The organism is Rummeliibacillus sp. BSL5, from assembly GCF_052928305.1.
This window is the reverse complement of the sequence record NZ_JAVGCV010000001.1, coordinates 940,890-954,796: the sequence shown is the minus strand read 5'-3', so window position 1 is coordinate 954,796 and position 13,907 is coordinate 940,890. Positions and strand designations below refer to the sequence as shown.

At 38.9% G+C, this 13,907-nt stretch carries 14 protein-coding genes; 12 read left to right on the top strand and 2 right to left on the bottom strand.

The window, feature by feature from the left end:
- Positions 1-43: 43 nt before the first annotated feature.
- Positions 44-1,342 carry an MFS transporter gene (locus RCJ93_RS04880; protein WP_446738524.1) on the bottom strand — a complete coding sequence of 433 codons (1,299 nt, stop codon included), beginning with the start codon at positions 1,340-1,342 and terminating at the stop codon, positions 44-46.
- A 120-nt stretch (positions 1,343-1,462) separates the two neighbouring features.
- Between RCJ93_RS04880 and RCJ93_RS04875 the strand changes: the two genes are divergently transcribed.
- The 9 genes from RCJ93_RS04875 to RCJ93_RS04835 all read left to right on the top strand — a co-directional run bounded on the left by RCJ93_RS04875 (position 1,463) and on the right by RCJ93_RS04835 (position 11,370).
- Positions 1,463-2,686 (top strand): helix-turn-helix domain-containing protein, encoded by a 1,224-nt coding sequence (locus RCJ93_RS04875; RefSeq protein WP_446738523.1) that lies wholly within the window; start codon positions 1,463-1,465, stop codon positions 2,684-2,686.
- A 256-nt stretch (positions 2,687-2,942) separates the two neighbouring features.
- Entirely contained in the window at positions 2,943-3,566 is a 624-nt protein-coding gene (locus tag RCJ93_RS04870; RefSeq protein ID WP_446738522.1) for a TetR/AcrR family transcriptional regulator, read from the top strand.
- Between the two features lie 63 nt (positions 3,567-3,629).
- Positions 3,630-4,772, top strand: a complete 1,143-nt coding sequence (locus RCJ93_RS04865; protein ID WP_446738521.1) for an acyl-CoA dehydrogenase family protein — start codon at positions 3,630-3,632, stop codon at positions 4,770-4,772.
- A gap of 32 nt (positions 4,773-4,804) precedes the next feature.
- Entirely contained in the window at positions 4,805-6,448 is a 1,644-nt protein-coding gene (locus tag RCJ93_RS04860) for an AMP-binding protein (RefSeq protein ID WP_446738520.1), read from the top strand.
- Positions 6,449-6,459: 11 nt separating this feature from the next.
- Entirely contained in the window at positions 6,460-7,821 is a 1,362-nt protein-coding gene (locus RCJ93_RS04855) for an acetyl-CoA carboxylase biotin carboxylase subunit (RefSeq protein ID WP_446738519.1), read from the top strand.
- 98 nt (positions 7,822-7,919) lie between these two features.
- The gene (locus RCJ93_RS04850) at positions 7,920-8,138 is read left to right on the top strand and encodes an acetyl-CoA carboxylase biotin carboxyl carrier protein subunit (RefSeq protein ID WP_446738518.1); all 219 of its coding nucleotides are present in this window, start codon (positions 7,920-7,922) and stop codon (positions 8,136-8,138) included.
- A complete protein-coding gene (locus RCJ93_RS04845; protein ID WP_221297933.1) occupies positions 8,131-9,060 on the top strand; it encodes a hydroxymethylglutaryl-CoA lyase in 930 nt (309 codons plus the stop codon). The genes RCJ93_RS04850 and RCJ93_RS04845 overlap by 8 nt, the downstream gene beginning before the upstream one ends.
- Positions 9,038-9,817, top strand: coding sequence for an enoyl-CoA hydratase (locus RCJ93_RS04840; protein ID WP_251645909.1), 780 nt, complete (start codon positions 9,038-9,040; stop codon positions 9,815-9,817). The genes RCJ93_RS04845 and RCJ93_RS04840 overlap by 23 nt, the downstream gene beginning before the upstream one ends.
- Before the next feature lie 14 nt (positions 9,818-9,831).
- Entirely contained in the window at positions 9,832-11,370 is a 1,539-nt protein-coding gene (locus RCJ93_RS04835; protein WP_446738517.1) for an acyl-CoA carboxylase subunit beta, read from the top strand.
- Between the two features lie 84 nt (positions 11,371-11,454).
- Here the strand turns inward: RCJ93_RS04835 and RCJ93_RS04830 are convergent, their stop codons facing one another.
- Entirely contained in the window at positions 11,455-11,700 is a 246-nt protein-coding gene (locus RCJ93_RS04830; protein WP_066786506.1) for a DUF2624 family protein, read from the bottom strand.
- Positions 11,701-11,804: 104 nt separating this feature from the next.
- Here RCJ93_RS04830 and RCJ93_RS04825 point away from each other — a divergent pair, with 104 nt between their 5' ends.
- The 3 genes from RCJ93_RS04825 to RCJ93_RS04815 are packed head-to-tail and all read left to right on the top strand — an operon-like array spanning position 11,805 to position 13,861.
- Positions 11,805-12,572, top strand: a complete 768-nt coding sequence (locus tag RCJ93_RS04825) for a metal ABC transporter ATP-binding protein (RefSeq protein WP_147193695.1) — start codon at positions 11,805-11,807, stop codon at positions 12,570-12,572.
- Positions 12,572-13,423, top strand: a complete 852-nt coding sequence (locus RCJ93_RS04820) for a metal ABC transporter permease (protein WP_150284095.1) — start codon at positions 12,572-12,574, stop codon at positions 13,421-13,423. The genes RCJ93_RS04825 and RCJ93_RS04820 overlap by 1 nt, the downstream gene beginning before the upstream one ends.
- Before the next feature lie 12 nt (positions 13,424-13,435).
- The gene (locus RCJ93_RS04815; protein WP_066786515.1) at positions 13,436-13,861 is read left to right on the top strand and encodes a Fur family transcriptional regulator; all 426 of its coding nucleotides are present in this window, start codon (positions 13,436-13,438) and stop codon (positions 13,859-13,861) included.
- The last annotated feature ends 46 nt before the right edge of the window (positions 13,862-13,907 follow it).

Genomic DNA, 13,907 nt, shown 5'->3' with positions numbered 1-13,907 from the left:
ATTGTGCCATATTTTTTGTTAAGTAAAAAGAGTGAAAAATTATTCAGCTTATTGCCCTGTTTGTTTGCTCGTTCACGGGCTTCCGATCAAAGGTTGTAGCATTTCGAATGACAGAAGGTCTCATAAGAATAGAAACAGTTAGTATAAGTAGAAAGCTTGATCCAAATAAGATCCAAGGAGCAGGGAGAACATCATAAAGAAATCCAAATAGAATCATGGCGGCTGGCATTAATGCCATAGCCATTGTTTCTAAAATAGAAAACACACGCCCTTTATAATCATCATCGATTAGCTTCATCATAAGAACTTGCAGCGGCGTATTTATTAATGGTAATAAAGCACCGTTTAGTAAAGATAGGGATGCATAAAACGCAAACATTCCGCGATAGGGGAGAGGAACAAGCAATGGTAGGGTTACCAATGACATTAAAATGCCTAATCCAGCAATGCCCCTTTTTGAAATGATAAGCGGTGATTGAAATTCCTTCCTTGTAGCTAAATATCCAGAGATGAAAAGCATCCCGGCTGCCATAGCACCTTCAATGAAACCAAAGTGAGAAGAAATGATTTTTAATTTCTCTATAAGTAAGAATGAATAACCTACTTGAAGCGATCCCATGAAAAAGTTTATAAGAAGAGCAGTCCATATGATGGCCATTAAAATAGGCTGAAGCCGTATATAAGAAATTCCATCTTTAATGCTGGCAAACATGGATTCTTTAGCAACTGTAGATTTTTCTACATTTCGATTTGCGAAAAGTGAAAAATTCATCGTTGATTCAATGATCGCGCCAAGTAATGAAGAAACCCCATAGATTGCAAGAAAAAAAGGTATAGAAACAGCTCCGTATAATACTCCACCAATCGCAGGACTCGCAACAGCGGCCATAGAAGAAGCCATTTGGTTTAAAGACATCGCCTTTTGAATTCGCTTTTCATCGACCAACCCAGTAATTGATGAAGTAAAACCAACGCTGGAAAAAGTAGATGCAAGGGAGAGAATAACAGTCGTAATATAAATTGCCGGTAAAGATAAAGTATAAAAAAGGCTATAGAGCAGCAATCCAAAAATAGCTACTGTGGAAACAAGCTGGGCTGCTATAACAATTACTTTGCGAGAATAGGTGTCTGCAATATAACCTGCAAAAGGTCCGATTAATGTTCGCGGTAGGATATTACAAATTAGATTAGTCGCAAAACTGGAAGCAGAGCCTGTCATTTTCAAAATATAAAAACTGATTGCAAATGCGTAGACTTGAGCTCCAAAAGTGCTGATCATCTTGCTCGCAGTAAATGTCCACAAATGGTAGGTAGCTTTTTTTAATTTCAAACCATCGTTCAAATTATTCATTCCTTTCTGAAAGTTTAATTTAATTAAACAAAGGATATCACAAATGACCTTTCATTTAAAGTAAAAGTTTAATATAATTAAACTAGTTAAATATAATAGGAGCTGAATTGCATGAATACTCTTGGCGAACGTATCCGCAATCTTCGTAAAAAACATCGATTAACATTAGAAGCATGTGCTGGAGACCAAATGACTAAGGGAATGCTTAGCTTAATCGAAAATAATAAGGCAAATCCATCTATCGAAAACTTACAATATCTAGCGCGACGATTGGAAGTTGAAATATCGGAATTATGGGGAGAAATAAGCATTCAGGAATTTCAGGAGTTATTGCATGAAGGAGAGCAACTCTTAAAAGAACAAGTTGATCCAGATTATAATGCTTGGATTGAGAAGATCAAGCCATTCTTACCAAAGCTTACACAAGGGTATGAGGCAGCAAGGCTGCTTGAGATTTACAGTCGAATCCTTCATTATCTGCAATTAGAGGGATGGCAGGATACAGCAGATCGAGCATCAGCTATTTATGATGATCTAAATATTACTGCTAGACAAGCAGGCATGGTGTTGTTTCGTGTGAATGTATTGTTTGCCCAACATCAGTATCAGGAAGCATTACAAAAACTATTGAATGAGCGCATGTTGATAGAGCGGCAAGGTGATTATATCGATGCACTTACAAAACTGGATTTAGATTATTATGAAGCTATTATGAGATTTGCAGTTGGGGATTCAAAAGAAGCTATCCGTGTCATGAACAAAGCAATTCATTATTCAAAAAAAGAGCGTATTTTTTATCGAATTGACCATTTATACAGATTAGCTGCATTTCAGGCAATGAATGATAAAGATCAAGAGGATTTTTATTATTATGAGAAGAAGCTACAGCAATACAGCGATTTTGCGGAAGATAACATTACGAAGTGGATTTTATGTTTTATTCAGATTCATTATGTAATAGACAATGATAAGGATTATACAAAAGCGTTAGAACTTATTAACAATGCGCTAGTTGAGCATGTTATGGATGAAGTATCGTTAGACTTCTTACGTATTGAAAAAGGAAAAGCATTATATGGTTTAAAGCGCTATGAAGAAGCAATTGAAGTATTTAAAGGAGTTTGCATTCATCATTCCATTCACCATCCGTTTGATCTCTCAATACTGTATGTTAAAGATGCCTATAGGGCCTTATGTGAGCAGGTAATTGGAAACGAAAAAATAGCAAAGCAACTGGTAAAAATAGCGAAACAAAATATGCAACTAATGCCTGGTTCACCATATAAAGAATTTGTTGAAACCGTTTATTATCAAATCAATAAAGAGAATATATAAGAACAGAGAAGTGCACACTCTAACTATTTTCACAAGAATGGTTAGGGTGTGCTTTTTAAATGGAAGTGGGGCAAAGTAAAATACGATAAATAGTCTTTTACTTTAAGATTATCAACTAAACGAGAGAATTTACGAATAAGGTAGAAATTACTAACTGTTTACTAGACTTGAATTATCTGTTATGTTATATTGAAAATACAGTAAATAGTAAATTTTCTGAATTAAATTTAGTTAGCTAGTTGTAGGTGAAGGTTAAATGACAAAGCAATCGGTGAAAGAAAGAATTCTTGAAACAGCGTTAGATTTGTTTCATGAGAAAGGTTACCACGGCGTCACAATTGACGAAATAGTCGAAGCAGCACAGACATCAAAAGGCGGCTTTTATCATAATTATAAATCGAAAGACGCTCTTCTCTACGAGATACACGATGTTTTTATTTCCGTTGTCTTAAAAAAAACAAAGGAAGCTTATGATACGCATGAAACGCCGATTGAAAAAGTGGTAGCAATGTTGTATGCGTTTACATATGTTTTTGATTACTATCAACGGCATATTACTGTCTTCTATAACGAAGGAACGTATTTGCCAGATGAATACAAGGAGGTTATCAACGAAAAACGAGCTGAATATCAGAAGCTAATTGAGCAAGTCATTAGTGATGGGGTGAAATTTGGTTCATTTCGAAAAGAAATTTCAACAAGTATGACCACAATGGCAATCATCGGTCTCGTCAACTGGACATATAAATGGTACAGGCAGAACGGACCAATGACAATGCAGCAAATCACGTCTTATTTTAACGATATAATACTACGGGGAATTGTAACAAAGGAAGGCTACGAGGAAGCATTAAAACAACAACTTTTGATTATTGAATAAGGGGATTTTCATTTTCTGTTTTACAAACCGACTAGTCGGTCTATACACAAGGGGGAAATAAAGATGAACTTTGAATTAACAAAAGAACAACGTATGATCCGTGATATGGTACGCGATTTCGCAAAGGCTGAAATTGAGCCATATGCTCGTGAACTAGATGAATCACATTCATTTAGAAAAGAGAGCTTTGACAAAATGGGCGAATTAGGATTGCTCGGTATTCCATTCCCAGAAGAATATGGTGGGGCAGGCGGAGATATTGTTTCATATGCATTAGCGGTTGAAGAAATCGGACGTGCTTGCGGCGGTACTGGTTTAAGCTATGCAGCTGCTGTTAGCCTTGGCGCTACACCTTTTTATAATTTTGGAACAGAAGAACAAAAACAAGAATTTTTAGTTCCGATGGCACAAGGTAAAACGCTGGGTGCATTTGGATTAACGGAGCCGAATGCTGGATCAGATGCTGGGGGAACACGTACACGTGCCTATATAGATGGGGAAGAATGGGTAATCAACGGTGAGAAATGCTGGATTACTAATGCGGAGTATTCCCGACAAGTAGTTGTTACAGCTGTTACAGGCCAAAATGAGAAAGGCAGAAATATTATTACTGCTATCATTGTGCCAACAAACACACCGGGTGTTACGATTCGTTCTAACTATCAAAAGATGGGTGTACGTGCATCTAATACATGCGAAATTATTTTAGAAAATGTGCGTGTACCAAGAGAGAACGTTTTAGGCGATGAGAAAAAAGGATTTGGCCAATTTTTAAATACATTAGACGGCGGCCGCATTTCTATTGCTGCATTATCAGTCGGCATTGCGCAGGCTGCATTTGAAAAAGCGCTAGCTTATTCTAAAGAACGTACACAATTCGGTCAATCCATTTCCAAATTCCAAGGCATCAGCTTCAAATTGTCTGATATGGCTATGGAAATAGAACTTGCACGGAACATGGTTCTAAAAGCTGCTTGGTTAAAAGACAATGGTAAACCATTTAAAAAAGAGGCGGCATTTGCAAAACTCTTTGCTTCAGAGATGGGCTTTAGGACGTGTAACAAAGCCATCCAAATTCACGGCGGTTATGGTTACATGGCAGAATATGATGTTGAAAGACATCTGCGTGATATTAAGCTGATGGAGATTGGGGAAGGTACTTCTGAAATCCAACGAGTAGTCATATCTCGCTTGTTAGGCTGCTAAATTATCATAAAAGAGAATAAAGGGGGATTATGATGGCAGAACTTGTTTACCAAACGATAGGCGAATTATTGGATGAAAAAACTGCACTACTTCCACAAAATGAAGCGCTCGTATATGCCGATAGAGATATCCGCATGACTTACGCTGAATTTAATGACCATGCGAATGGCGTCGCAAAAGCATTAATGGCGATTGGGTTAGAAAAGGGAGATCATTTTGCCGTCTGGACAACAAATGTGCCAGAGTGGCCAGGTTTGCAGTTTGGCTCTGGAAAGATGGGTGCACCACTTGTAACTGTGAACACAAATTACCGTTCACAGGAGCTTGAGTACCTTCTGAAACAGTCTGATTCACGCGCGATTATTTTAATTGATCAGTATCGCGACTATTCCTTTATTGAAACTATTTATGATATTTGCCCAGAACTCAAAACAAGTGAACCTGGAAAACTCCAAAGTGAAAGTTTGCCGTATTTAAAAACTGTTGTTGTCATTAGTGATCAAAGCTATCCTGGCACATATTCATATGATGAATTTTTGGCCAAAGGCAATGAAATAACAGATGAACAACTGTTAGAGCGAAAGAATTCTCTCTCTTATGAAGATGTCATTAATATTCAATATACATCTGGCACAACTGGTTTTCCAAAGGGTGTTATGCTAACGCATTCTAATTTGATTAACAACGGGATTAACATTGCAGAATGTATGAAGTTAACGCATGAAGACAGACTCTGTATTCCTGTACCATTTTTCCACTGTTTCGGTTGCGTAATCGGTACGCTCGCCATTACATCTGTCGGCGGTACAATGGTTCCTGTACAGGAATTCCATCCTGAAATAGTTCTCCGAACGGTTGAGAAAGAAAAGTGCACGGCTCTTCATGGCGTACCGACAATGTTTATTAGTGAACTCAATTTGCCGAATATTCATGAATTTGACCTTTCTTCTCTCCGTACAGGTGTTATGGCAGGGTCTAACTGTCCAATTGAAGTTATGAAAGGTGTCATAAATGTGATGGGCATGGAGGATGTAACAATTTGTTACGGACAGACAGAATCATCTCCTGTTGTTACACAGACAAGGATTGAGGATCCTATTCAATTAAAAGTAGAGACAGTCGGCCGTGCATTGCCTAATGTGGAAGTAATTATCGCTAGACCAGGCACCAATGAAGAATTGCCACATGGAGAACAAGGAGAAATTTGTGCCCGTGGTTATGTTGTTATGAAAGGGTATTACCAAAATCCAGATGCTACACATGAAGCAATCGATGAAGATAACTGGCTTCATACAGGTGACTTAGGCACAATGGATGAAAATGGCTACCTACGTGTAACCGGCAGATTGAAAGATATGTTTATCCGTGGTGGGGAAAATGTTTACCCACGCGAGATAGAAGAATTTTTATATCAGCATCCAAAAGTACTTGACGTACAAGTTGCGGGTGTACCGGACGAAAAATACGGTGAAGAAGCAGCAGCTTGGATTATTTTGAAGGATGGTCAAATAGCAACAGAAGAGGAGATTCGCACATTTTGTGATGGCAAGATCTCCAGACATAAAATACCGCGGTATATTTTCTTTATCGACGAGTATCCGATGACAGCGTCCGGAAAAATTCAAAAGTATAAACTAAGAGAACAATTCAACGCACTCTCTCAATCAATTAACTAGGGGGGCTTCAAATGTTTAAAAAAGTACTAATTGCCAATCGTGGAGAAATCGCAAGGCGAATTATTAGAACATGCCAAAAACTTGGAATTGAAACTATTGCTGTTTATTCAGAAGCAGATGCGAATAGTTTATATGTTTCTGATGCAACTGAGAGCTATTGCATAGGCAAGCCGCCGGTAGCCCAGAGTTACCTAAATATCGATGTAATCGTTAAAGTAGCAAAGGAAGCAGGTGCAGAAGCAATTCATCCAGGATATGGGTTACTTTCTGAAAATGCTGCGTTTGCTAAGCGTGTGGAAGAAGAGGGATTGGTATTTATCGGACCATCCTCAGATGTCATTGCTGCAATGGGCAGTAAATTGGAAGCGCGTAGAACAATGGAAAAAGCGGGTGTACCGATTGTAGATGGTGTGAACGATCCAATAAAAGATACTGATGAAGCTGTCGAAATTGCCAATAGAATGGGCTACCCAGTGATGTTAAAAGCATCAGCTGGGGGAGGCGGAATAGGAATGCAGCTTGTTCATAGCGAAGTAGAGCTCCGCCAAGCTTTTGAAGGAAATCAAAAGAGAGCGCAAAGTTTCTTTGGAAATGGGCAAATGTTTATCGAAAAATTCATCGCTGATCCACATCATGTAGAGGTGCAAATTTTGGCAGACCGGCATGGACATATTATTCCGATATTCGAACGGGAATGTTCTATTCAAAGACGTCACCAAAAAGTACTGGAGGAAGCTCCTTCTCCGTTTATCTCAGAAGAGACAAGAGAAAAAATGCTTGAGGCTGCAGTAAATGCAGCGAAGACCATCCAATATACTAATGCTGGTACGATTGAATTTTTAGTAGATAAGGATCAAAACTTCTACTTTTTAGAAATGAATACACGGTTGCAGGTTGAACATCCAGTCACAGAAGAAATTACAGGGTTAGACTTAGTTGAGGAGCAACTGAAAATTGCCTATGGTGATGTATTAAACATTTCAAAAGACGATATTGTAGCCAAGGGTCATGCAATTGAAGTCCGCATTTATGCGGAAAATCCCGTCACTTTCTTCCCTTCTCCAGGTACAATTACCAAGCTTTTGTTACCAGAGGGTGAAGGGATTAGACACGAGATTTCGATCCAAGAGGGAAGTGAAGTTACACCATTCTACGACCCTATGATCGCAAAATTGGTTGTGTTTGCAGGTAATCGTTTGGAAGCTTGCGAAAAGCTAGAGGAAGCGCTTGGACAATATGTAATTGAAGGAATTCAAACAAATATTCCAATGCTTTTAGATATAGTGAAAAATGAACAGTTTAGAAATGGAATAACGACTACTAAATTTGTAGAAGAACATTACTTAAAAGAAACAGTTGGAAAGTCTAAATAAAAAAATAGAGAGGGGGCACATAGAAATCCAGAACTTTGCCTTCGTTCACTAGGAGTGTACCACCTCTCTATCTACTATTTTAATCGGAGGGATTTATGATGACAACAGTAAAAGCAAGTATGGCAGGAACAGTGTGGAAAATTTTAGTTTCAGAAGGAGAGCGCGTAGAAGCAGGACAGGATGTCGTCATCCTGGAATCAATGAAAATGGAAATTCCCATAGCAGCAGAAGAAGCTGGAACAGTGAAAAATGTAATCGCTGCGGAAGGTAATTTTATTAACGTAGAAGACGACTTATTGGAGATTGAGAATGATTAAACTTCCATCAAGCGTCCAAGTGAAAGAAGTTGGTCCACGCGATGGTTTACAGAATGAAAAAACACTTATTAATACAAATGACAAGATTGAACTGATAGATCGCTTAAGCGAAACAGGACTTAATTACATTGAAGTTACAAGCTTTGTCCATCCAAAATGGATTCCGCAGCTAGCTGATGCAGTAGAAGTTTTAAAAGGAATTAAACGTAAAAAAGGAATTACATATGGTGCTCTCGTGCCGAATAGCAAAGGATTAGAACGTGCAATAGAAGCTGACATTGATGAAGTAAGTATCTTTATGTCTGCTAGCGAAGGGCACAATAAAGCAAACATTAACAAGTCGATTGTTGAGACTTACCCAGTGTTAAAGGAAGTAGCAGAAGGCGCCCTTGCTGCAGGGAAAACAGTTCGAGGCTATATCTCAACTGTTATTGCTTGCCCATATGATGGATTGGTTTCACCAGTCCAGGTTGCAAGGGTAGCGGAGAAGCTATTTGAAATGGGGGTCTCAGAAATTTCACTGGGTGATACGATTGGAGTAGGTGTTCCTACTCAAGTTGATGCTCTCTTAGAAGAAATGACACGCCATTTTAGTACAGATCAATTAGCGATGCACTTCCATGATACTCGAGGGATGGCCTTAGCTAATGTAATGGCAAGCCTTGCACATGGCATTCAAAAGTTTGACAGCTCTATCGGGGGGCTTGGTGGATGCCCATATGCACATGGTGCATCGGGAAATGTTGCCACTGAGGATTTACTATATTTGCTCGAAGGCATGGGTATTCAAACGGGGATTCAGCGAGAAAAAATTGTGCAAACTGCATTGTATGTGGAAGAAAAACTGGGGAAACCATTACATTCTAAATTAGTAGCAGTAGCGAGAGGAGAGGAGAATCATGGCGGAGTATGTAAAGCTTGAGGTTGAAGCAGGCATCGCCACTATTCTGTTCAATAGAGCTGAGGCAGCGAATGCCTTATCTCGAAAGATGCTACAAGAAATCAACGATGTATTGGATGAAGTTCAATACAATCCGTCTGTTCGTGTAGTGATTGTTTCAGGAAAAGGTCAGAAAGCATTTTGTGCAGGGGCAGATTTGAAAGAGCGGCATGGTATGACGGAGATGGAAACAAAACAAACAGTGGCTCTTATTGGCCAAACCGTCTCTCATTTCGAGTCCATTTCTAAACCTGTTATTGCAGCTATCAATGGGGTAGCGTTTGGTGGTGGGCTTGAATTAGCCCTTGCCTGTGATTTGCGTATTGCTAGTAGTGCGGCAAAGCTAGGCTTAACTGAAACTTCATTAGGTATTATTCCAGGAGCTGGCGGTACACAGCGTTTACCTCGATTGATTGGTGTTGGGAAAGCAAAAGAATTAATATACACAGCTCGCCGTCTAACTGCAGAGGAAGCAAAGGACTATGGAATAGTGGAATATGTAGAAGAACCGGACAATGTATGGGATAAAGCTGTAGCACTTGCGAAAGAAATAGCCAAAAATGCGCCACTTTCTTTGGAACAAGCCAAAACAGCGATAAATCATGGGATGCAAACAGATATTGCTACAGCTTTGCAAATTGAATCACTTGCCTATAGCAGATTGCTACCCACTGAAGACCGTTTAGAAGGGTTAAAGGCTTTCCAAGAAAAACGAACACCTGTTTATCAAGGAAAATAAGGGGGATGACAGAAATGGCAGAACTAACAACACGCTCTAAACATGATGAGATGAAAGAGACGATTCAAAAAGGTGGAAACGAAAAGTATCATGCGAAAAATAGTGAACAAGGGAAACTCTTTGTTCGTGAACGTCTTGAATTACTTTTTGATGATGGTATATTAGCTGAAGATGGAACGTTTGCCAATGTTTTAGCGAAAGATTTGCCGGCAGACGGTGTGGTTACAGGCATAGGAAAAATCCATGGACGTACGGTTTGTGTTATGGCTAATGATTCAACAGTCAAAGCTGGCTCATGGGGGGCCCGCACTGTTGAAAAAATCATTCGAATTCAAGAGACTGCCGAAAAACTAGGCGTACCGCTATTTTATTTAGTCGATTCAGCAGGCGCGAGAATTACAGATCAGCTTGAAATGTTCCCTGGAAGAAGGGGAGCAGGACGTATTTTTTATAACCAAGTCAAACTATCCGGACGCATACCGCAAATCTGCTTGTTATTTGGTCCGTCAGCAGCTGGCGGCGCTTATATTCCTGCGTTTTGTGATATCGTGGTCATGGTTGAAAAGAATGCTTCCATGTATTTAGGATCGCCTCGGATGGCTGAGATGGTTATTGGGGAAAAAGTAGACTTAGAAACAATGGGCGGAGCAAAAATGCATTGCACTACATCTGGATGTGGCGATGTTTTAGCAAAAACAGAACAAGAAGCAATTGCCTACGCACGCCAATATATTTCTTATTTTCCTGATAACTTTAAAAGTAAACCGGTAGTAGAAGAGCCTAAACTGCCAGCGAACTTTGAAAAAACGATTGAAGAGATTATTCCTGCCAATCAGAATGTACCATTTAATATGTATGACCTGATTGACCGAATTGTTGATGAGGGATCTTTCTGTGAAGTGAAAAAGCTTTTTGCTGCTGAGCTTATTACAGGTCTTGCGCGAATTAACGGCCAATCAGTCGGTATTATCGCTAACCAACCGAGAGTTAAGGGTGGTGTCTTATTCCATGATTCAGCGGATAAAGCGGCAAAATTCATCCAACTTTGCGATGCTTTCCATATACCGCTTTTATTCTTAGCCGACGTACCAGGGTTCATGATTGGTACTCAAGTAGAGAAGCTGGGCATTATTCGCCATGGCGCAAAGATGATTTTTGCAATGAGTGAAGCAACAGTTCCAAAAGTAACTGTCATCGTTCGAAAAGCATATGGTGCTGGTTTGTATGCAATGGCTGGTCCGGCATTTGAGCCAGATGCGTGCATCGCCTTATCTACTGCCCAAATTGCTGTAATGGGTCCTGAAGCAGCCGTAAATGCAGTCTATGCGAATAAAATCGCACAGTTACCTAAAGAAGAGCAAGCTGCATTTATTGAAGAAAAGCGAAATGAATATCGCGCTGAAATTGATGTTTATCGTTTAGCATCTGAGCTCATAATTGATGATGTTATACAACCAAATGAGTTGCGGACAACATTAGAAGCGAGATTCGAAGCCTATAAAACGAAAGATATATCATTTACAGAACGTAAACATGGGGTTAGACCAGTATAATGAAACTAACAAAGCAACAGAACAAAATTAAGGCGAAATGCATTTTTCATGCATTTCGCCTTTTGCTTTGCCTTCTATTAATGATTAAAGATATTTTGCATATTTGCCTAATAATTCTTTTGTTTTCTTCTTGCCTAGAATTTCTTCCACTTCTCTCAGGACTTTATCCGGAATCCCTGTCAGGACCCATTGAAACGAAAATTTTGAAAGAAGTGGGCGCAGTTTTTGTATTTCTTTTTTCGAAAGTGGAATCTGATGAACTTTGGCATATTCAGCAAGCTCCTTATCCGTTTTTCGATTCATTTCACTAATTAATGCTAAATAATCCATTCGCTTATCCCCTTTAATGTAATTGTCTTTACAAAGCACCTTCAATTCGCTATACTATTTGACATAAATCGTAATGATTATGAATTAGAAAGAAGTGAGGCTAATTGAAACAGCCATTAATAGAACTAGAAGATGTTTCGTTTCAGTATGAATATCAGGAAGTGTTACATAATATATCGCTTGTTGTGCGAGAAGGCGACTTTCTTGCGTTGCTTGGTCCAAATGGCTCTGGCAAATCTACACTGCTTAAAATTATCTTGGGTCTATTAAAGCCTACAAAGGGCTCTGTAAAACTGTTCGGGGAAAAGAGTACATCATTTAAACATCGAGAGTGGATCGGTTATGTGTCGCAAAAATCGAATTCATTTAATGCGGGTTTCCCAGCAACAGTAAAAGAAGTAGTAGCAAGCGGCCTAACTAAAAAAATAGGATTGTTCAAAAGACATCTTCCCAATAAGGAAGAGCGAGTGTTCGAAGCATTGCATGCTGTAGGCATGGAACAATTTGCAAATCGCAATATAGGCGAGCTTTCAGGAGGCCAGCAACAACGTGTATTTATAGCACGGGCGCTGATTGCAGAACCAAAACTGCTTATTCTAGATGAGCCAACTGTCGGAATAGACTACGAAAATGTACAGTCATTCTATGATATGCTCTATCATTTAAATGAGGAACTGCGAATTACAATGATTTTGGTAACACATGATGTGGACACACTGACGGATACGATCAGCCATGTTGCTTGTTTAAACAAAACGATTCATTTTCATGGCTATAAAGATAACTATGATTCGATATCAGCAGATCAGCGTAATGAATGGTATGGTCATTCGGTACGCCAACTTCCTCATATGAAGAAGGAGAATAAATAATGATTTCATCTATATTGCATTATGATTTTTTACAAAATGCATTTCTGTCAGGCATGATTATTGGCGTCATCGCTCCGTTATTAGGAGTTTTCATTGTAGTACGTCGTTTATCTGTAATTGCAGATGCGTTAAGCCATGTAACTTTAGCCGGAATAGCTGGAAGCTTATATCTCAGCCAAACATTCTCAGCATTGGCTTTATTAAATCCGATTTATTTAGGAATTCTGTCTGCTGTCGGCGGTTCAATGGTAATTGAACGTTTACGTCGTTTATATAAGCATTTTGAAGAATTGGCTATTCCTATTATTATGTCGGCTGGCCTTGGTGTTAGTGCAATTTTTATTTCTCTTGCACAAGGTTTTAGTACTGATTTATTCAGTTATTTATTTGGATCTGTATCAGCTGTAAGTAGACAGGATCTTTGGGTAGTCCTATCGATCGCTATATTAGTAGTTGTTTTTGTTTATTTCTTTTATAAAGAGCTATTTGTTTTATCATTTGATGAGGAATATGCGAAAGCAAGCGGACTTCCTGCAAAATGGATTCATTTTCTTTTTATGATTGTGACGGCATTAGTCATTGCAGCAAGTATGCGGATTGTCGGAATTTTACTGGTGTCATCACTTATTACATTGCCAGTAGCTGCAAGTCTCCGCATTGCCAAAGGATTTAAACAAACGATTTTCTTTGCAATTTTGTTTGGGGAGCTGGCTGTTATGATTGGTTTGATTTCAGCCTTCTATTTAAACTTGGCACCAGGCGGAACAATCGTAGTGACATCTATTATCATTTTACTATTCGTTATTGTCGGAAAGAAAGCTGCTATAGCTATTCGTGCGAAAAAGAGTTAAGGAGGCATTCTCATGAATATATCGAAAGCATGGGATATACTGAAGGAAAGTGGCTACAAAAAAACGGATAAACGTGAACAGATTTTAGACATGTTCACGAAAACGGGTAAATATTTAACTGCAAGAGATTTGTTGGATGTGATGAAGAAGGATTATCCTGGCATGAGCTTTGATACTATTTATCGCAATCTAGCAACATTTGTGGATTTAGGTATACTGGAAGAAACCGAGCTTAATAGTGAACGCCACTTCCGTATGCAATGTGAAACCGAACACCATCATCACCATTTCATTTGTATGGTATGCGGCAATATTAAAGAAATTCACCTTTGCCCAATGGATATGTTACAAGAACAGTTGCCTGGTTATGAAATTGATAGTCATAAATTTGAAATTTACGGAAAATGTCCGGAATGTGTAGCGAAAAGCCTGTCATAGCAAGATATGACAGGCTTTTGTTATTTGATATTTATTAATTTCCCTA